17 protein-coding genes and 1 riboswitch are annotated in these 18124 nt (G+C 73.1%); of the genes, 8 read left to right on the forward strand and 9 right to left on the reverse strand.

Annotated elements, in window-relative coordinates:
* Positions 1–8: 8 nt before the first annotated feature.
* The 6 genes from ABZU74_RS12255 to pseB are packed head-to-tail and all read right to left on the reverse strand — an operon-like array spanning position 9 to position 6649.
* Positions 9–1079, reverse strand: a complete 1071-nt coding sequence (locus ABZU74_RS12255) for a spore coat protein (protein ID WP_355421920.1) — start codon at positions 1077–1079, stop codon at positions 9–11.
* Positions 1076–1840 (reverse strand): glycosyltransferase family protein, encoded by a 765-nt coding sequence (locus tag ABZU74_RS12260; protein WP_355421820.1) that lies wholly within the window; start codon positions 1838–1840, stop codon positions 1076–1078. The genes ABZU74_RS12255 and ABZU74_RS12260 overlap by 4 nt, the downstream gene beginning before the upstream one ends.
* The gene (locus tag ABZU74_RS12265; RefSeq protein WP_355421823.1) at positions 1837–3663 is read right to left on the reverse strand and encodes a class I SAM-dependent methyltransferase; all 1827 of its coding nucleotides are present in this window, start codon (positions 3661–3663) and stop codon (positions 1837–1839) included. Before ABZU74_RS12265 ends, ABZU74_RS12260 begins: the two co-directional genes overlap by 4 nt.
* On the reverse strand, positions 3653–4501 hold the full coding sequence (locus tag ABZU74_RS12270; RefSeq protein WP_355421826.1) for a hypothetical protein: 849 nt from the start codon (positions 4499–4501) through the stop codon (positions 3653–3655). Before ABZU74_RS12270 ends, ABZU74_RS12265 begins: the two co-directional genes overlap by 11 nt.
* 10 nt (positions 4502–4511) lie before the next feature.
* The gene (locus tag ABZU74_RS12275; protein WP_355421829.1) at positions 4512–5669 is read right to left on the reverse strand and encodes an aminotransferase class I/II-fold pyridoxal phosphate-dependent enzyme; all 1158 of its coding nucleotides are present in this window, start codon (positions 5667–5669) and stop codon (positions 4512–4514) included.
* On the reverse strand, positions 5669–6649 hold the full coding sequence (gene pseB, locus ABZU74_RS12280; protein WP_124821513.1) for a UDP-N-acetylglucosamine 4,6-dehydratase (inverting): 981 nt from the start codon (positions 6647–6649) through the stop codon (positions 5669–5671). The genes ABZU74_RS12275 and pseB overlap by 1 nt, the downstream gene beginning before the upstream one ends.
* A gap of 364 nt (positions 6650–7013) precedes the next feature.
* Between pseB and ABZU74_RS12285 the strand changes: the two genes are divergently transcribed.
* Positions 7014–8750: a hypothetical protein gene (locus tag ABZU74_RS12285; protein ID WP_355421832.1), complete on the forward strand. Its 1737-nt coding sequence runs from the start codon at positions 7014–7016 to the stop codon at positions 8748–8750.
* A 102-nt stretch (positions 8751–8852) separates the two neighbouring features.
* Here the strand turns inward: ABZU74_RS12285 and ABZU74_RS12290 are convergent, their stop codons facing one another.
* Positions 8853–9389, reverse strand: a complete 537-nt coding sequence (locus tag ABZU74_RS12290; protein ID WP_355421835.1) for a GNAT family N-acetyltransferase — start codon at positions 9387–9389, stop codon at positions 8853–8855.
* Positions 9390–9462: 73 nt separating this feature from the next.
* Here ABZU74_RS12290 and ABZU74_RS12295 point away from each other — a divergent pair, with 73 nt between their 5' ends.
* The 4 genes from ABZU74_RS12295 to ABZU74_RS12310 are packed head-to-tail and all read left to right on the forward strand — an operon-like array spanning position 9463 to position 12286.
* The gene (locus tag ABZU74_RS12295) at positions 9463–9714 is read left to right on the forward strand and encodes an acyl carrier protein (protein ID WP_091401397.1); all 252 of its coding nucleotides are present in this window, start codon (positions 9463–9465) and stop codon (positions 9712–9714) included.
* An 8-nt stretch (positions 9715–9722) separates the two neighbouring features.
* Positions 9723–10991 carry an AMP-binding protein gene (locus tag ABZU74_RS12300; protein WP_355421838.1) on the forward strand — a complete coding sequence of 423 codons (1269 nt, stop codon included), beginning with the start codon at positions 9723–9725 and terminating at the stop codon, positions 10989–10991.
* Complete coding sequence (locus ABZU74_RS12305; protein WP_355421841.1) at positions 10984–11739, forward strand: SDR family NAD(P)-dependent oxidoreductase; 756 nt, start codon at positions 10984–10986, stop codon at positions 11737–11739. Before ABZU74_RS12300 ends, ABZU74_RS12305 begins: the two co-directional genes overlap by 8 nt.
* A gap of 22 nt (positions 11740–11761) precedes the next feature.
* Positions 11762–12286 (forward strand): hypothetical protein, encoded by a 525-nt coding sequence (locus tag ABZU74_RS12310; RefSeq protein WP_355421844.1) that lies wholly within the window; start codon positions 11762–11764, stop codon positions 12284–12286.
* Positions 12287–12320: 34 nt separating this feature from the next.
* Here the strand turns inward: ABZU74_RS12310 and pseI are convergent, their stop codons facing one another.
* A complete protein-coding gene (gene pseI, locus ABZU74_RS12315; protein ID WP_355421847.1) occupies positions 12321–13373 on the reverse strand; it encodes a pseudaminic acid synthase in 1053 nt (350 codons plus the stop codon).
* Positions 13374–13506: 133 nt separating this feature from the next.
* A complete protein-coding gene (locus ABZU74_RS12320; RefSeq protein WP_355421850.1) occupies positions 13507–14670 on the reverse strand; it encodes a glycosyltransferase in 1164 nt (387 codons plus the stop codon).
* Positions 14671–14970: 300 nt separating this feature from the next.
* On the opposite strand from ABZU74_RS12320, the gene ABZU74_RS12325 reads away from it, so the two are divergent.
* The 3 genes from ABZU74_RS12325 to ABZU74_RS12335 all read left to right on the forward strand — a co-directional run bounded on the left by ABZU74_RS12325 (position 14971) and on the right by ABZU74_RS12335 (position 17612).
* Positions 14971–16206 carry an acyltransferase gene (locus ABZU74_RS12325; RefSeq protein ID WP_355421852.1) on the forward strand — a complete coding sequence of 412 codons (1236 nt, stop codon included), beginning with the start codon at positions 14971–14973 and terminating at the stop codon, positions 16204–16206.
* Positions 16207–16298: 92 nt separating this feature from the next.
* The gene (locus ABZU74_RS12330) at positions 16299–16709 is read left to right on the forward strand and encodes a hypothetical protein (RefSeq protein ID WP_355421855.1); all 411 of its coding nucleotides are present in this window, start codon (positions 16299–16301) and stop codon (positions 16707–16709) included.
* Between the two features lie 132 nt (positions 16710–16841).
* On the forward strand, positions 16842–17612 hold the full coding sequence (locus ABZU74_RS12335; protein ID WP_355421858.1) for a hypothetical protein: 771 nt from the start codon (positions 16842–16844) through the stop codon (positions 17610–17612).
* 285 nt (positions 17613–17897) lie between these two features.
* A riboswitch (cyclic di-AMP (ydaO/yuaA leader) is annotated at positions 17898–18039 on the forward strand.
* Positions 18040–18124 lie beyond the last annotated feature (85 nt).

Below are 18124 nucleotides of genomic sequence, written 5' to 3' on the forward strand. Positions count from 1 at the left end.
TGCCGCGGTCAGCAGGTGACGGCGGCGGCGCGTACGGCGTCGAACACCGCGTCCACCACCCGCGCCCGGCCCCGCCCGTCGACGGTGGACCAGGCGCGCGCGGCGAGGGTCGCGCGCCGCTGCGGCGAGCTGAGCAGCCCGTGCAGGGTCCGCGCCGCAGCCGCTCGGGCGGCTCGTCCGGCGACGCCACCGGCGGTCAGCTCCGGCAGCTCGCCGAGGCCGGCGGCCAGGCCGTGCCGCACCACCCGGGTGTACGACTCACGCTGGTTGTCGACCACGCAGACCAGTGCGCTGGGTGCGCCGAGGCAGCAGAGTTCCCAGGTGGACGTGCCGGCGGCGCTGACCACCAGGTCGGCTTCGGTGATCAGTGCCGGTAGTGAGGTGGTGGGCGGGACCGGGCGGATGATCTGCCCCCGGCCGGGGGTGACATCGTCGACCTCCGCCTCGATCTCGGGTCGCCCGACGATGACCGTGAGGTCCATCGGGTGGCCGGTGGCCACCAGCACCCGGGTCAGGACCGGGGCCGCGCCGACAGCGTCGGTGCCGCCGAAGAAGGCCAGCACCCGGGGGCGGCTGACCTCCGTGGCGGGCGGGGCGACCGGCGGCCGGGCGCTGATCACGGTGTCGCGCAGCAGGGCGTACCCGCTCCCGGCGAGCAACCGGCCCGGCAGCCCCACCTCGGCGCCCGGCAGCTCCGCGCCGAAGTTCTGGTCGAGGTAGAGGTCCGCGACCTGGCCCCGCGTGTCGCCGTCGATGATGGCGAGGGTGTAGACGCCGGCGGCGCGTAGGGCGCCGGCCCCGGCCGGGTCCAGTTCGTAGGAGTCGAGGACCAGCACGTCCAGCTCGTGTCGGCGGGCCGCCGCGACCAGGTCGGCCGCCGAGTCCGGGCCGGGGAGCAGCGGGATGCCCCGCGCTGCCAGCTCGGCGGTCGCCCAGTCGAGCCGTTCGACGGTGCCGAAGACTGTGACGTCGGCGCCCCGGGCGAGGAACTCCTCGGCGAGCGCCAGGCAGCGGACGAGGTGGCCGACGCCGCGCCGTGGGCCGGCGTCGCAGCGCAACCCGACCCTCAGGGTGCTCAGGACTCCTCCAGGTGCTTCTGTCGTACGTCGGCGTTGAGCGCGCGCAGCCGGGGTTGACCGTCGAGCCAGTCGGCGAGCTTGGCTAGCGGCACGCTGACGTCACCGAAGTGGTCGATGATCGCGCTGACCAGGGCCCAGTCCTGCTCGGTGTCGAGGGTCAGCCGCAGCGCGGAGCGGTCCGGGGTGAGCGTCACCCCGAGCACCCGGAACAGCTCCGGGTGGGTGTACGCGTACGAGGTGACGTGCACCCGGTGGTGGTCGGTGGCGAGCCGGCCCAGGGTGCGCAGCGTCTCCGCTCGGATGATCTCGACGTCCAGCCCTCGGGGCAGGGTTCGGGCGATCGACGTGCTGGCGTAGTCCAGCCCGGGCACCGCCCGGTACACCGAGGCGACCAGGGCGATGATCTCCGGGTCGAGCAGTGGGCAGTCGGCGGTGAACCGCATGACGGCGTCCCCCGGGTGCGCCGCGAGGGCCCCCACGAATCGGTCCAGCACGTCGTCGACCGGCCCGCGGTGGCATGGCACCTGCAGCCGCGCACACTCGACGGCCACCGCGTCGTCGACCGCGTCGGTGCTGGTGGAGACCACCAGGTCGGCCAGGACGCCGCTGTCCCGGGCGGCGCGTACGACCCGGCCCAGCACGGAACGTCCGGCGAGCGGGCGGAGCACCTTGCCGGGCAGCCGGGACGAACCCATGCGCGCCTGCACGATGCCGACGATCCGTGGCCCCGCTGCGGTCCCGGGCGGCGGTACGCCGGTCACTGCTGCTCCTCCTGCTTGGGGGCGAGCACCGCGGTGGCCCGGCGTTTGGCGGCGCGGGCGCCCCGCTTGGCCAGTCGGGCCGGGGTGATGGCGAGCCTACCCACCCGGTAGCTGATTGACCCGCTGAGCAGGCTGATCGTGGTCTCGGCCCGGCGTAGCGCTCGTTCCCGCGAGGTGAGCAACTCCTCGGTCCACGCGGTCAGCGCGGCAAGCCGGGTGAGTTCCTCGCGCTGGCGCAGCCACGCCTCGCGTAGCTGCTGGTAGCTGTGCCCGCCGACCGGCGGGTCGGTCGGCGCGACGGCGTGCAGTTCGGCGGCGAGGTCGAGCCTGCCGCCGGCGTCCAGGCCATGCAGGGCGGCGGCGATTGCCGCCTCCGCCTCGACCGCTTCGCTGACTGTCGCCCGGTCCAGGTCGTGGCCGGCGAGTCCCCCGAGCACCACGGTGAGGCCGGCGACGTCGAGAGTGGACGACCACGGGTGGGCGTACCCGCCGGTGAGCAGGCCCGCCGCGAAGCGCCACAGCCCGCGGGCGAGCACCACGTCGGCGGGGAGCGCGGCGGTGGCCCGCCAGCTGGGGTCGAGCACCGCGTACCGCTCGCCGTCGACCACCACGTTGTCGGTGCCGGCCAGCGCCGCCGCGCCGGCGATCCGGCCGTCGGTGTCGGCCTGGTCGGCGAGCCAGCCAGCGTACCCGTGCAGCAGCGCGCGCAGGGTGGCCAGGTCGCGGCGCAGGGCCGCGTCGAGCAGCAGGGTACGCAGCAGTCGGCCGGACGGCACCGGCCCGGACAGCGCGTCCGCGTCCCGGTACGCGGCCTCGCGGCTGGCGAACGGCGCGCCGGTCGGCGTCGTCGTGTCGGTGGCCGGGATGAGCCCCCAGCGCCAGCCGGACGGGCCGTGCAGCACCTCCAGCACGCCGATCCCGGGGCGTCCGGTCTGCAGGAGGGCCACCGGCAGGTCCGGGTAGGTGGCCGTCCTGGTCGGGTCGACGGCGTCGGCGGTTCGGTGGGCGAGCGTCAGCCACCCGGGTGCGAGGTCGGCGGCGCGCCCGGCGTGCAGCGCGTCCACCGCCAGCCGGGCCGGGTCCTGAAGCACCGTGGCGCTCGTGAAACCCCCGGCGCAGGCACCGTGCAGGACCGCGTCGAACAGCCCGGAGCCCGCGTCGCGGTCGAGGTGGTCGGCGTCCAGCAGCGCCGTCGGGGTGTTGACCTCGGGGTACGCGGCCCAGCACGCGGCCGGTCGCAGCCCCGCCGCGCTGAGCCGCTCGCGCAGCTGGTCCCGGTTGGCCGGGTGGGCGCGGTCGAGTACACCGCCGATCACCCAGGCGGAGTCGTCCCGGCGGGCGTACCAGGGGGTGGTGTCGACCAGCCGGTGCAGGCCCAGCGGGTTGTCCAGGCGCAGCAGCAACGCGCCACCCGGTCGCAGCACGGCGACGAGTCGGGCCAGCACGCCGTCCCAGCCGAGCCGGGTGCCCTCCACCGACTCCACCGGGTCCAGCCCGGCAGCCGCGATCACCACGTCGTACGTCTCGTCGTCGGGCAGCCCGGCCGGACCACCCACCACCACACGGGAGGCCCGGTGTGCCAGCGCCACCGCGTCCGGGTGGCTGCGCAGCAGGCAGGTCACCTCGGCGTGGGTGAGCTGGTCGAGCAGCGCCGGGTCGTGCGGACCGGCCAGCAGGACCCGGGCGCCGGGCGGCACCAGGCGGGCGGCCAGCGCGGCGAGCGGCCCACCGTTTGCCAGCCGTTCCTGCGGCAGGTCCGACCAGGCCAGCATCTCGCCGCCCGGCAGGGTGATCCGGCCGGCGGGTGCCGTCTCAGTCGTCACGGTCTTCCTCTTCTTCCTGGAGGTTCGCCCAACCGAGCAGCTCGCGGAGCTCGGCCGGCGTGCAGCGGTGGTCGGTGCCCAGCTCGGCGCGGGCGATCTCGACAGCGGTGGGCAGGTCGACGGTGGGGCCGTGCAGTTGCGGCCACTGCCGCCGGATCCGGGCGGTGCCGCCGAAGGTCGGGTCCTCGTTGGACAGGATCATCGGGTCGCCGTAGACCGCCGGCTCGCACCCCGCCGCGATGCCGTAGAAGATCGCGCTGGTCAGCCGGTTGGATGCTACCCGGCGGTGACGGCGCAGCTCGGTGAGCTGCCGGTCGAGGAACTCCGGGTCGGTGTCCTTCCACCAGTGTCCCCGGTAGCCGTGGCAGATCACCCGGAACCCGGCGCGCTCGTAGAGCCGACGCACGTTGCGCATCCGGTACTCGTGCCAGTAGAGGCAGACAGTGACCGGGCCGGGTTCGGTGTCCCGGATGAGGGCGATCAGTTTGCGGTGGTCGCCCTTGACGTGTTGTCCCTCCCAGCCGTGGAACGGGTACCAGATGGTGCCCTCCCGCTCCTCGGCCGGTGGTTCCTCGGGCCGCATGGCAAGCAGGTAGCTGAACGGCGCGCCGATGACGACCACGTTGCGTCGCCCCACCGACCAGGCCCGGCGGCGGGTCTGCTCCGACCAGAGCAGGCTGGGGGTGCGTTCGGCATACGGGTGGCCGGGGGCCAGGCCGTCACCGATGTTCCAGCCGTGCTGCACGTACCCGTTGATTCGGGGTGGGTGCCGGTCGCCGAGTCCGGCGTAGCGGGCCAGCACGTGCGCGTGGCCGTAGAAGTGGTTGGCGTGGTGCATCAGGTTCCCATCAGGCGGCGGAACGCACCGAGCCGACCCGCAGCGCGGCGGTCAGCGCGTCGATGACGCGGTCCTGGTCGGCGTCGCTGAGCCCCGGGTAGAGCGGCAGCGACAGCTGCTGGGAGTAGAACGACTCGGCCACCGGGCAGGATCCGCGCCGGTAGCCCAGGTCGGCGAAGGCCGGGTGCCAGTGCACCGGGAGGTAGTTGACCTGGACTCCGATGCCGGCGGCCCGCATCCGGTCGTACACCTCGCGGCGACGCCCGTCGAGCACCCGGATCGGGTAGAGGTGCCAGGCCGGGTCGGCCCACGACTTGCGGTTCGGCAGCAGCACGCCGTCCAGGTCGACCAGCGCCTCGTCGTAGCGGGCCACCAGGGCGCTGCGGCGGGCGGTGAACTCACCGAGCCGACGCAGTTGGCTGCGGCCCAGGGCGCAGAGCACGTCCGGCAGCCGGTAGTTCAGCCCGAACTCGTGCACCTCCTGGTGCCAGCCACCCTCGTCCGGGAAGCGCAGGTCGTCGCGTTCGCGGACCACCCCGACGCCACGGAACCGGCGGGCCCGCTTCAGGATCTCCGGGTCCAGCGCCGCGACGGCGCCGCCCTCAGCGGTGGTCAGGTTCTTCGTGGGGAAGAACGAGAACGTGGTCAGGTCGGCGAGCGAGCCCACCGGCCGACCGTGGTACGTCCCGCCGATCGAGTGCGCCGCGTCGGCGAGCAGCAGCGCGTCGCTGCCCTCGACCGACTTGCGCAGCGCGTCGTAGTCGGCCGGGTGGCCGGCGTAGTCGACAGCGGCGACGACGGTCGTCCGCGAGGTGACCGCGGCGGCGGCCGCCGCCGGGTCGAGGCAGAACGTCTCGTCGTCGACGTCGGCGAACACGATCGTCGCGCCGAGGGCGACCGCGCTGCTGGCGGTCGCCACGAACGTCATCGGCGGGACGACCACCTCGTCACCCGGCCGCACCCCGGCGGCCGCGTACGCCACGTGCAGCGCAGCGGTGCCGTTGGAGACGGCGGCGACCCCGACCCCGCCGGTCCACCGGGCGAGGTCGGCCTCGAAGGCGTCGACCTGCGGACCGGTGGTGAGCCAGTCGCCGCGCAGCACGTCGGCGACGGCGGTGATGTCGTCCTCGTTGATCGACTGCCGGCCGTACGGGAGCATCCCCGTCATCAGTTGATGCCGAGCATGTCGCGCAACTGCTCGACGGTGAGCCACTCGTCGTTGGTGTCCGACTGGTAGGCGAAACCGTCCGGCACCGGGTCGCAGTCGACCGGCGCCTGGTAGCCCCAGGTCGCGATGGTCGGCTGGACGATGAACCGGCCGTCGGCGCGCAGCGTCCGCCGGCTGTCGTCGGGCGCGATCATCTCCTCGTGCAGCTTCTCGCCCGGCCGGATCCCGATCTCGTGGGTGGTGGCGTCCGGGGCCACGGCCTCGACCAGGTCGAGGATGCGCATGCTCGGGATCCGCGGCACGAACAGTTCGCCGCCCTGCATCTGGTCGAACGAGTCCATGACGAACTGCACGGCCTGGTCGAGCGTGATCCAGAAGCGGGTCATCCGCTTGTCGGTGATCGGCAGGCTCTTGCCCTCGGCGGCCAGCCGGCGGAACAACGGGACGACCGAGCCGCGGCTGCCCACCACGTTGCCGTAGCGCACCACGGCGAACCGGGTGGGGTGCTGGGCGGCGTAGTGGTTGGCCGAGACGAACAGCTTGTCGCCGACCAGTTTCGTCGCGCCGTACAGGTTGATCGGGCTGGACGCCTTGTCGGTGGAGAGCGCGATGACCTTCTTGACGCCGGCCTCGATCGCCGCGTCGACGACGTGCTGCGAGCCGGTGATGTTCGTGGCGATGTACTCCGACGGGTTGTACTCCGCGGTGTCCACCTGCTTCAGCGCGGCGGCGTGCACCACGTGGTCCACGCCGTGCATGGCCCGGGTGAGACGGTGCCGGTCCCGGATGTCGCCGATGAACCAGCGCAGCCGCGGGTCGTCGCCGAGTTGCTGGCGCAGCTCGTACTGCTTGAGCTCGTCGCGGGAGAACACCACCACGCGGGCGGGGTCGGCCTCGTTGAGGATGTGCCGGAGGAACGTCCTGCCGAAGGAACCAGTTCCCCCGGTGATCAGAATGGACGATCCATTCAACTCACTCAATGTGGTGCTCCCGTGTTCGTGGATGAACGAGCGGCCCTGGGCCGGCCGACCGGGGTGACACGCTAGCCATGGCGGGTTAACTCCCCGGCGCTCGCGGGTGAACCGCAACCACTGCTCCCGTGAATGCCGGACACCGCGCAGGCGAACACTTCCGACCGCCCGGAATGTGGGCTGACCTGGCCGGATCGGGCCGTTACAGTGACCGCGCGAACGACCGGCGGCCCTGCGCGCAGCCGAGTCCCCGCGTTCACCCGACATCCACACCAACTCGGTGCGAGCAGGCCACCCCGGGCGTCACCGGCGCGGCCCGACGTGCCGTCGGATCGGCACGGGCTCGGTCCGGCAGGCAATTCTGGAGGCGTTGATGGCACCCGGTAGTGACGTGATCGAGCGGCCGGTGACGGTGGCCGGGACGCCGAGCGGCCCGGCCGCCCGGCGTTGGTTGGTGCCGCTGCTGCTGGTCGTCGGTTGGGTGCTCAGCGTGGCCTGGCGGATGTGGTGGTCCCGGCACATCGTGCTGCCGATCGCGCACACCGACGAGGACAGCTACCTGAACACCGCCCGCGCGCTGGCCGGCGGCCCGGGGGGCTTCAGCAGCGAGAACGACCTGCTGCGCCGGGTCGGCTACCCGATGTTGATCTCGCCGGCGTTCCTCGGGGACCGGGACTTCACCGACAGCTACCGGATCGTCCAGCTGATCAACGCGATGGTGAACTCGGCGCTGCTGCCGCTGGCGTACCTGTTCGGGCGCCGGCTGTTCCAGCTGCGCCGCTCGTACGCGCTGCTCGGCGCGGTCGCGGCGGCGACCCTGCCGGCCACTGCCTTCTACGCGGGCGTCGCCATGATCGACGCGGTGATGGCGCCGCTCGTGGTCGCCTGGCTGCTCGCCGTGCACCGCTGGGTCTCCCGGCCCGGCCCGCTCGCCGCCGCCACCGTCGGCCTGCTGGTCGGCGGTTTCCACCTGCTGCACTCGCGCGGCCTGGTGATCGTGGCGGTGCACGCCGGGCTGGTGCTGCTGCTGTTCGCCCGCCGCCGGATCAGCCCGCCCGTGGTGCTCGCGGCGCTGCTGCCGGTGCTCGCCATGGCGCTCGTCAACGAGGCCGTCATCCGCCACCTCGGCGGCAAGGTCTACCTGCTGGGCAGCACCCCGGGCGGCAGTACGTTCGAGGCGCTCGCCTCCGCCCAAGGTGTGATCCGCACAAGCGCGGCGGTCACCACCCAACTCTGGTACCTCGTGGTGATCACGTTCGGGATGGCCGGGGTGGCCTGGGCCGGTGCGGTGCGCGAGCTGTGGCGTCCACGCCACGGCGACGCGGCCCGCTGGACGATGGGCGTGGCGCTGGTGGTGACCGTCGGGGTGGCCGGCGGCGCGTCGGTGATCCTGTCCGGCATCACCGGCAAGCCGCTGGACGCGATCTACGGCCGCTACGTGCAGATGCTGGCGCCGTTCTGGCTGCTGGTCGGGCTGGGGGTGCTGTTCACCGCCGGCTGGCGGGTGGTGCTGCGCCGGGCGGCCGTCGCGGTGGCGCTGCTGGTCGGCGGCGGCGCGCTCGTCGCCGCCCGACTCTCGTACGTGGCCAGCCAGGGCCACCGGTTGCGCTACGGCGGTTTCAGCGCGCCGGACCTGGTGGCGTTGACCGGGGGCTGGCGGGAGCTGCGACCGGTGGTCGGGTCGCTGGTCGGCATCGCCGGTTGTGTGCTGCTCGTCGCCGCGGTCCGGGTGCCCCGCCTGCGGCTGCCGATCCTCGGTGCCCTCGTGGTGGCCAACCTCGTCACCATGCAGGTGATCGACCAACGGATCGTGCGACCCACCGCCGAGAGCACCGCACCGACACCACGGGTGGCCGACGTCGGCGTACGCCCCGGCGAGCGGGTGTGGGCCTCGACCGGCGTGCACTACGTCCTCCGGTTCAACCTCAGCCACCAGGTGACCTGGACCGACGTCCGGTGGTTCGGCGACAAGCAGCCGCCGGCAGCGGCGCAGGTCGTCTTCGCCCGCTGGGCGCCCGGGCAGGCCGACGACTGGGACGGCACGGCGTACGGCTTCGTCCGACTCGGCGGCAACCCGGAGCAGCACTGGGCGGCCTGGCGGCGGGCCTGACCTGACACGCCCCGGTGGACACCGCTATTCGTGAACGGCGGATGTCCACCGGGAGCACTGTCGGTTAATGGTTCCGGTCCAGTGCGGAAAATTGTCCGACAATCAGCGCTGGCGGCGGTCTGCCCGAGCCAGGGAAATCGGGATGACGGTGATTTCCCGGCCGTCGGACAACTCCTGGCGGGGAGTCCCCTCGACGAATCGGAAACGCCGGTTCATCTGGCGTACGACGGTATTGTGACCGAGCACCTCGCCGTCGAGTCGGTCCAGGTGCAGCCCGTCGAAGGCGTACTCCACGGCCTCCCGCATGACCCCCAGCCAGGCGGGCAGCGTCTCGCCCCGCCCGGCCAGCCCGTCGGCGTCCAGATAGAAGCCCCACGCGCCGGTGCGGGGATCGTCCAGTCGCAGGTCGAAGAACGTGACCACCCCGCAGGGCAGGTCGTCGCGGACGTAGACCAGCACCCGCCGGGACGTGTCGTCGCGCACTGCCGACCACCACCGGGCGTGCTCCTCGGGGGTGATCTCGTGACTGGTCTTGCTGACCTGTCGATTGGTTTCCTGATTACGCCAGGACAACATCAGATGAACGTCGTCCGCCGTCGCTTCGCGTAACACGTGCGTCTCGCTTTCCTCGCCGTTCATGTCGGGTCCCGGCACCTTACCCGGGCCTACCGGGAAATCAGATATGCATTCGTTGGGTTGTAGACTGCGGCGCATGAACGAATTGAGTCGCGCGCAGATCCGCGACCTCATGGCTCAGGTGCTGAAGAACCAGGACAAGGAGCTGCCCGCGGACGACGCGGCGCAGTTGCGGGAGATCGGCTTCCGGTCGCTCGACTTCTCCGAGCTGGCCCTGCGGGTGGAGGACGAGACGGGGGAGGAGCTCAACTTCGACGCCCCCGGGCTGCGTCGCATCGCCACCGTCGGGGACGTTCTCGACTTCCTCGTCGAGCTTCAACACCAGTGACCGTCGCGATGTCGCGCCCCCCCGCCCCCGGGCACCCGGAGCCGGCCGGTGTCGACAACCGGCTCGTCGTCGGAGGCGCCGCGCTGACCTGGCGCTCGCTGCCGACGCCGACCCTGGCCGAACCGGCTGCGGTGCTCGCCCGGACCGCCGTGCACGCGCTCACCGCGGCGCGGCAGCACGCCGTGCACGGCACCGAGCTGCTGCTCAGCACCGCCAGTCGGGTCGACGCGGCGATGCGCACCGAGCTGCTGGACGCCGGTTTCACCGTCAGCGTCCTCGACGACGACGGCGTGCACCCGAGCGCACCGGCCCGACCGCGGGCCGCCGAGCCCGGCCGCCTCTGGCTGCTGACCTCGGGCTCCACCGGGCGTCCGAAGCGGGTCGGGCACACCCTCGACACGCTGACCACCGTGCGGGCCGACCAGCCCGACCGGACGTGGCTCTGCCCCTACGCTCCCGGCACGTACGCCTGGTGGCAGGTGGTCACGCTGTCGCTGACCCAGCCCGGCCAGCACCTGGTGGTGGTCGAGCCCGACGAGTTGGACGACTGGCCCTCGGTGGCGGCCGCGCACGGCGTCGACGCGGCCTCCGGCACCCCGACCTTCTGGCGCCGCACCCTCTACCGCGACGCCGACGCGCTGGCCCGGGTGCCGCTGCACCAGGTCACCCTCGGCGGAGAGCCGGTGGACCAGGCAATCCTGGACCAGCTGCGGGAGGTCTTCCCGGCGGCCCGGATCTCCTGGATCTACGCGTCCTCCGAGGTGGGGGCCTCCATTGTGGTGCACGACGGGCGGGCCGGGTTCCCGGTCGACTGGCTGGACCGGCAGACCCCGGGCCGGCCGACGCTCTCCGTCCGCGACGACGAGTTGGTGGTCACCTCCCCGTACCACGGGGCCGGTCTCGCCGGCCCGATCCGCACCGGCGACCGGGTGCAGGTGCTCGACGGGCGGGTGCTGATCACCGGCCGACTGGACTCCGACGAGATCAACGTCGGTGGCAGCAAGGTCTCCGCCGGCGTGGTCCGCGGCGTGCTGGCCGGGCATCCGGCGGTGGCCTGGGCCCGGGTGACCGGACGCCGCGCCCCGGTGCTCGGGCGGATGGTGGTCGCCGAGGTGGTCCTCGCCCCCGCCGACCCGGCCTCCGCCGACACCTGTGTCCCGGACGAGGCCGCGCTGGTCCGCTGGTGCGCCGACCGGCTTCCCGAACACGCGGTGCCGCGCCGTATTCGCGTGCTGACCGACATTCCCGTCAAGGAGACCCTGAAGAGCGATGTCTGAGCCCGCCGACACCCAGCTCGTCCCGCCCAGCTCCGTGGTCCTCGTCTCCGGCGGTTCCCGCGGCCTGGGCCTGGCCATCGTCGCCGACCTGCTCGACGCGGGCGTACGGGTGGCCGCGTTCGCCCGCACCATCACGCCGGAGTTGGAGAAGCTCGCCGCCGAGCACCCCGACCGGGTGCACGTCGGCTCGGTGGACGTCACCGACCTGCGCGCCGCGCAGAGCTTCATCCGCGAGGTGGAGCAGCGCCTCGGCCCGATCGACGGCATCGTCAACAACGCCGCCATGGGCCAGGACTCCCTGCACGCGCACACCGCCACCGAGGACATCGCCCGGATTATCGAGACCAACCTGACGGCCCCGCTGCAGCTGACCCGGCTGGTGATCCGGCGGATGCTCGCCAAGGGGTTGCGCGGGCGGATCGTCAACATCACCTCGATCTGCGGGCAGCGCGGTTTCCCCGGGCTCGTCGCGTACTCGGCCACCAAGGGCGGCATGGACGCCGCCACCCGCTCGCTCGCCCGCGAACTGGGCGGCCGGATGCTTGTCAACTCGGTCGCGCCCGGCTTCTTCGCCTCGGAGATGTCCGCCGTGCTCGGTCCGACCCAGCTCGACCAGATCGTGCGCCGCACCCCGACCGGTCACCTGACCGAGCCGGTGGAGGTCACTCCGGTGGTGCGGATGCTGCTGCGGGAGCACACCAACATCAACGGCCAGGTCATCGTGGTGGACGGTGCCGCCGCCATCTGACCTGCGGCCGGTTCCGCTCCCGGTGGAACCAGCGCGGCCGATCGGCCTCACCGGGCCGGCCCTGTCGCCGGGGGCGGGCGGCGCCGCTGTGCCGCGCCCGGTGCCGGGGCTGCTCGCCACCGCCGAGCGGCACCTGCGCATCGGCGCCCCCGCCGACCTGGCCGACGCGGTGACCCGCAGCCACCTGGACGACGGACGGTGCGTCGGCTGGTGCGGCCCACCGGCGCCCGGTTGGCGGGTGGCCATCGACGCGGAGCGCGCCGACGCCCCGGTGCCCCCGGCGCTGGCCCGTCGGTTCGGCGCGGGTGACTTCTGGGCCCGGTGGACCCGGGCGGAGTGCTGCTGCAAGCTGGCTGACGTGCCGGTGGCGGCCTGGTGGCGGCGCCACGGCCTGGGGACGCCGGCCGACGGATCGGCGCTCTGGCGGACCCTCCGGGTGGCCGACCTGGTGGTCACCGTCGGGTTCGCCCCGGCGATCCTCCCGCCCCGCGATCTCGCACTTCCGGACGCCGAATCGGGGCTTTCGCACCTTCAGTCGGGACGGTGACTGCAAGATCGCCGGGGCGGGCCGGGGGTGCGGGCTAGATCAGGTCCCAGCTCAGCGGGGTGCCGCGGGGGACGTCGGTGGCGAAGGTGCGGCCGAGGACCCGGTCGATCTCCACCGGGGGCAGCCCGCCGGCGGGACGGATCGAGCGGACGTTGTGCGCGGTCACCGGGTCGCCGGCCCGGACGTCCTCGACCACGAAGAGCGACCGGCGGAACCGCAACCCCTCCCGCTCGGCGGGGGTCGGGCCGATCGCGGTGCCGCCCAGCGCCGCGTATGCCCGGCCGGACTCGGCGACCAGGGCCGTGAGCTCTGCCGGGTTCAGGGAGAAGTCCGAGTCCACGCCACCGTCGGCCCGGTCCAGCGTCACGTGCTTCTCGATGAAGCAGGCGCCGAGCGCCACCGAGGCGACCGCGACCCCGATGCCGGGCGTGTGGTCGGAGAGCCCCACCGGCACGTCGAACGCACCGGCCAGCACCGGCAACCGCCGCAGGTTGCTGTCGGCCGGCGGCGCCGGGTAGGACGCGGTGCAGGCCAGCAGGACGATGCCCGCCGCGCCACCAGCCCGGGCGGTGCGCACGGCGGCGTCGATCTCGGCAACCGTCGCCATTCCGGTGGAGATCACCATCGGCTTGCCGGTGCTGGCCACCAGCCGGATCAGCGGCAGGTCGACAAGCTCCGACGAAGCGATCTTGTACGCGGGCGCGTCCAGCGACTCCAGCAGCTCCACGGCTGTCGCGTCGAACGGCGACGAGAAGACGGTCAGACCACGCTCGCGGGCCCGCGCGAAGATCGGGGCGTGCCACTCGTACGGGGTGTGCGCGCGCTCGTAGAGGCGGTACAGGTTCTCCCCGCCCCACAGCTCGTGCCCGCTGGAGATCCGAAACGCCGGGGTGTCGACGTCGATGGTGATGGTGTCCGGCCGGTACGTCTGGAGCTTGAGCGCGTGCGCTCCGCTCTCGGCCACCGCGTCGACGATGGCCAGCGCCCGGTTCAGATCGCCGTTGTGGTTGCCCGACATCTCGGCTACCACGAACGGTCGCTCCCCGGCACCGACCGCGTGCGGTCCGATCTTGATTGTCGCCGTCATTCCGACCTCTGCTCAGGTACGCCCGCACCGGGGTGCGGTGGTGCTGTCGTCGTCCACCCGGCGGGCGGACGACCTGGAAAACCGGGGCGCCGGGAGCCGCCCCGGCTCCCGGCGTGCTCGGTGGTGGGGTCGATCACGGCAGCCGGCCACCGGCCAGCGCGTCGCGTCGCTCCGGCGTGAGCCCACCGTCGTGCGCCGGCGCGGCGTCCGCCGCTCGGCCCGGGTCCTCGTCGGCGGTGAGCGAACCGCCGTCGGCGCCGCCCACCGGGCCGGGCCGACGCAGGCGGCCCGCGACCCGGTGGGCCTGGCGCAGCGCCGAGTACGCCAACCAGTCACCCCGCCCGACGAGGCGGTGCTTGAGCCCGGTCACGCCAGGGGGCAGCGGGTAGCCGCCGGTGGGCAGGTAGCGACGGTAGTGCGCGGCGGCCCGGTGGAAGAAGTCGCGCCGCAGGTGTGGATGCAACCGGCCGTCGTTGCCCACCACCACCAGGTAGTGGCTGATCATCAGCTCGAACAGCTCGGCCTGCAACCGCTCGTCCGGGTGCTTGCGGGCGACCCAGTCCATCAGCCGCTCGTACTGGGCGAAGGCGTCGAAGTGCCGGCCGCTGCGGGTCGAGGTGATCGCGCCCTGCCGGCCCTGGCGGTACAGGTAGCAGACCCGGTCCAGCACGGAGACCTTCTCGGCCCCGATCAGCAGCGGGTGGCTGAACGGGATGTCCTCGTACCAGCCGGGGAAGAACCGCAGTTCCAGCTCGTCCATGAAGGCCCGGCGGACCACCTTGTTCCAGGCGGTGTGCTGCACCCGCAGCAGCTGCGGCTGGTCGGCCAGCCGGGTGACGTCGGTGATCCCGCGCAGCAGCGGGCTGCTCGCGTCGACCTCCCGCCGGCCGTCCTCGTGCACCCGCAGGTGGTCGAGCATCAGCACGTCGGGCTGGTGCTGGCGCAGCCGGTCCAGCACCGCCGCGATCGTGCCCGGCGGCAACCAGTCGTCGCTGTCGACGAACCACACGTACCGGCCGGTGGCCGCGTCGAGCCCGGCGTTGCGGGCCAGCCCCAGACCGACGTTGCTGCTCAGGTGCACGACGCGGACGCCGTCGCGGCCGACAGCGTAGGAGCGGAGCATGTCGCCGCAGCCGTCCGGAGAGGCGTCGTCGACGGCGATCAGCTCGACCGCGTCCGACTCGCCCGCCGGGATGTCGGCCCGGATCGACTCGAGGCACTGGTACAGGTACGCCTCGACGCCGTACACGGGCACGACGATGCTCAGCAGCGGTGCGTGCGTCGGCTCATTGACCACGTCCGCCACCTTCGACGACCCGGGTGGCCGGCCCCGGAACCTGACGTTGCCGCCGATGGTGGAATCTCTGAACTCCCGCCCAGCGGAAGGTTAACGCCGGCCGGCGGGCGGTTCCCCGGCCCGGGGGCACGCGGGCTGGTGGGGCGGGTGGGACGCGTCCGGTTCACCCGGTAGTGACCCGGTAGGGTGCCTCGGTGCGGCCCTGCCGGGCCGTCGTGGGCGTCGCCGTCGTGCCGTCCGACGCCGCGCCGAGGAGGAGACGACCGTGCTGGTGACCCTGCCGAGCGTCGGGATCCCGGCATGACGAGCGCCGCCGCGGTGTCGGCCGCCCGGCCCGCACCCGCCCCGCCCCGGCTGCCCTCGCTGACCGGGCTGCGCTGGATCGCCGCCCTGCTGGTCTTCGGCTTCCACGCGGGCACCATGCGGATCATCGCCGAGCCGGACTACAAGGCAGTGGTGAACGCGCTGTTCACCCTTGGCCTCTCCGGGGTGCAGTTCTTCTTCATCCTCAGCGGTTTCGTGCTGGTCTGGTCGGCCCGTGCGGGCGACTCCCGGCGTACCTTCTGGCGGCGGCGGATCGCCAAGATCTACCCCAACCACCTGGTGCTGTGGGCGGCGACGCTTGTGGTCGCCTGGTGGTTCGCCGACCCGGTGCTGCCGGCGGCAGCGCTGGAGAACCTGCTGCTGTTGCAGGCGTGGGACCCCCGGCCGGGCTGGTTCTACAGCATCAACACGGTCAGCTGGTCGCTCTCCTGCGAGTTCTTCTTCTACCTGTGTCTGCCGCTGGCGCTGCCGTTGCTGCGCCGGGCCCGACCGAAGCTGCTCTGGGCGCTGATCGTGGTGGTGCCGCTGCTGATCCTCGCGCTCTGGCCGGCGCAGGAGCTGGTGCCGGAGGTGAGTCGGTGGTGGTTCACCCAGATCTTCCCGCCGGTACGGTCGCTGGAGTTCTGGTTGGGCGCGGTGGCGGCCGAGTTGATGCGCCGGGGGCTGTGGCGCGGTCCCGGTCTGACCGTGGCCAGCGGGATCTTCCTGGTCACCTGGGTGGCGGCCGCGCAGTGGATCCGCGCCGAGCTGTGGACCACCCTGCTCGCGGTCGCGTACCTGTTGGTGATCACGGCCGCCGCGGACGCGGACGTGCGGGGTCGGCGCTCGCCGTGGCGGTCCCGGCCGCTGGTCTGGCTCGGTGAGGTCTCGTTCGCCTTCTACCTGGTGCACGTGCTGGTGATGACGAGCGTGCTGCGCTGGAGCGGAACCTGGGGGATCGGCTTCGCGGGCTGGCGTGGCCCGGCGGTGGTGCTCGGCTTCCTGGCGGCGAACCTGATCCTCGCCGGGCTGCTGCACCGCTTCGTCGAGACGCCGATGATGCGCCGGCTCGCGCCGCGCCGTGCGGCCCGTCCGGCGCCCGTCCCGCGGCAACGCGCCGCCGGCGACGACGATGCCCGAGACCCCGTGAGCAGCGCGCGCGGCGACGTCGGTGGGGCTGCCGACGAGGTCGGTCAGACCGCCGGTCGATCACCGTACGTCGACCTGCGCTGACAGCGTCCACCCTGGTCAGCGGGCTCGGCGCGGCGTGATCCGACACGCCCGTGGTCGGTGCGCCATGGTTGGCGCGACGGTAGCCTGGTGCCGTGCTTCCGGTCGCGTTCACCTGTCCGTTGTGGTGGGTGGCGCGCTGGGCGACGCGGGTGCTGACCAGCCTCGCCGTCGTCGCGGCCCTGGCGCTCGGCGCAGGCCCGGCCACGGCCGCCGGATCAACGCCCAGCCCGCTGCCGACGTCGAGCGTGGTGCCGACCTCCGTCGCTGCCGGCCCGCTGTCGGCCTCCTGCCGGCAGGTGGGGGCGCACAGCGCGGCGCGTCCGGCGCTACCGCCGGAGGCCGCCGAGGTTGCGACCTGGTCGGTCGACGCGACGGTGACGCTCCCCGGCGATCAGGGCACCATCGCCGCCGGCGGGCTGCCGGTCCGCGCGGCCGAGTCTGACCGGCTGCCCCTGGTCGACTGTGCGAGCGGTCAGGCTCCCCGGGCCCCACCCCGACGCTGAGCCACCCGGGGCGACCGCCCCGACGCCGCGCCCAGTCGACCCACCGCTTCCCACCCCGCCGCCCCGTGGCCCCCCGTGGCCCGCTGGCCGGCGCGGCTCCCATCGCACTGCTCTCTCCCCGAGGTGCCGACCATGGAGACCGTCGTCTTCTACCAGTTCGTGACCGAGGTGCCGCAGGCCGCCGCCATCTGGTCGACGCTGTTCCTGCTGACCCTGGGCCTCCTCACAGTGCTTGCCGCCCGCCCCGAACGGGACCGACCCACCGACGATCCGCTCCCGGCCGCGCCCACCGCCCGGGAGGTGGCCGCCGCCGAGGCCGCCGACATGCGCCGCTACGCCGAGGAGGTGGCCGTCGCCGCAGCCAACGCGGCGACGACCGCCAAGCGCCGGCGCGCCGCCTGGCTGACCGCTCAGGAGCAGCTGGAGCGGGCCTGGATCGGGTACGACGAGGCGGACACCGCCGCGCGTCGCTTCGCGGGCGCCGGGGCGCTGCCCACCCCGCAGACCCCGCACACCCCCGCCGAGTACGCCGCCCGGGAACGCTATCTGCACCGGGCGGCGATGGCGGCGTACTGGCGGGGCGACCTGACCATGGCCCAGTTCGGCGACGTGTTCGGGCACCGGCGTGGCTGGGATCCCCGGCGACACCCGGTCGAGCAGGAGGTGCTGATCAGCCGGGTGGTCCGGGATGCGCGGCTGGCCGACTACCAGGTGGCCGCCGGCCGGGAGCGGGCCGCCTGGCGCGACGCCGAGTTGGCCGCCGAGTCGGCTCGTACCCTCGCCGAGGAGGCGTACGCGGCGGCAGCCCGGCTGCGTCCGACCCCGGTGCCCGCGCGCCGGACAGCGGCCGGGGCGATGCGACCCGCCGTGGTGGCACGGTGGCGCCCGGCCCGGGTGAGTTGAGCCCGATCCGTGATGTGAGGCCGGTCACCCAATAGCGGAATCGGACGGCCGACGCGATCGGCGGCATTGTTCCCGCGATTATGGTCGCGTTCTTCGCGGCCTGTCCGGTTGTCGACCATAGGCGTCGCCGTAACCGGTTGTCCCATCGAGTCACATCATCGGCAATACGCGCAGAAATTGGCGCGCCAATTGAGGTTTACGCAGGTGAAGCTGGCTTGGCAGGGGTGTGGAGCGACCAGTAGTGTCGTCCCGTCCGGTGCGGTAACCGATCGCAAGACGCGACGCCGCATCGACCCGCTTAATCGTGATCAACGAACCGGGGACCCATCAGTAAGTCCGGGGTGAATCCGCGAGCCACGGCCCGCGGTAGGGCGATCTTCCCGCCCGAATCCGTCAGCTAACCCGGTAGGCGGTGTCGGAAGGAGTCCCATCCTCGTGCAGCACCTTTCCACCCCTCGGTTGTTCCCTCGCCTCCACGGCGTGGCGGTGCACCCGCTCACTCGTCCAGTGAC

Source organism: Micromonospora sp. NPDC005171, assembly GCF_040608575.1.
GTDB lineage: Bacteria > Actinomycetota > Actinomycetes > Mycobacteriales > Micromonosporaceae > Micromonospora.

Coding starts and splice junctions, on each gene's coding strand:
- ABZU74_RS12285 (WP_355421832.1), top strand. CDS start 7,014: ATGGCACCCGGTAGTGACGTGATCGAGCGGCCGGTGACGGTGGCCGGG.
- pseI (WP_355421847.1), bottom strand. CDS start 13,373: ATGACGGCGACAATCAAGATCGGACCGCACGCGGTCGGTGCCGGGGAG.
- ABZU74_RS12325 (WP_355421852.1), top strand. CDS start 14,971: ATGACGAGCGCCGCCGCGGTGTCGGCCGCCCGGCCCGCACCCGCCCCG.
- ABZU74_RS12300 (WP_355421838.1), top strand. CDS start 9,723: ATGTCGCGCCCCCCCGCCCCCGGGCACCCGGAGCCGGCCGGTGTCGAC.
- ABZU74_RS12270 (WP_355421826.1), bottom strand. CDS start 4,501: ATGCACCACGCCAACCACTTCTACGGCCACGCGCACGTGCTGGCCCGC.
- ABZU74_RS12305 (WP_355421841.1), top strand. CDS start 10,984: ATGTCTGAGCCCGCCGACACCCAGCTCGTCCCGCCCAGCTCCGTGGTC.
- ABZU74_RS12275 (WP_355421829.1), bottom strand. CDS start 5,669: ATGACGGGGATGCTCCCGTACGGCCGGCAGTCGATCAACGAGGACGAC.
- ABZU74_RS12335 (WP_355421858.1), top strand. CDS start 16,842: ATGGAGACCGTCGTCTTCTACCAGTTCGTGACCGAGGTGCCGCAGGCC.
- ABZU74_RS12290 (WP_355421835.1), bottom strand. CDS start 9,389: ATGAACGGCGAGGAAAGCGAGACGCACGTGTTACGCGAAGCGACGGCG.
- ABZU74_RS12295 (WP_091401397.1), top strand. CDS start 9,463: ATGAACGAATTGAGTCGCGCGCAGATCCGCGACCTCATGGCTCAGGTG.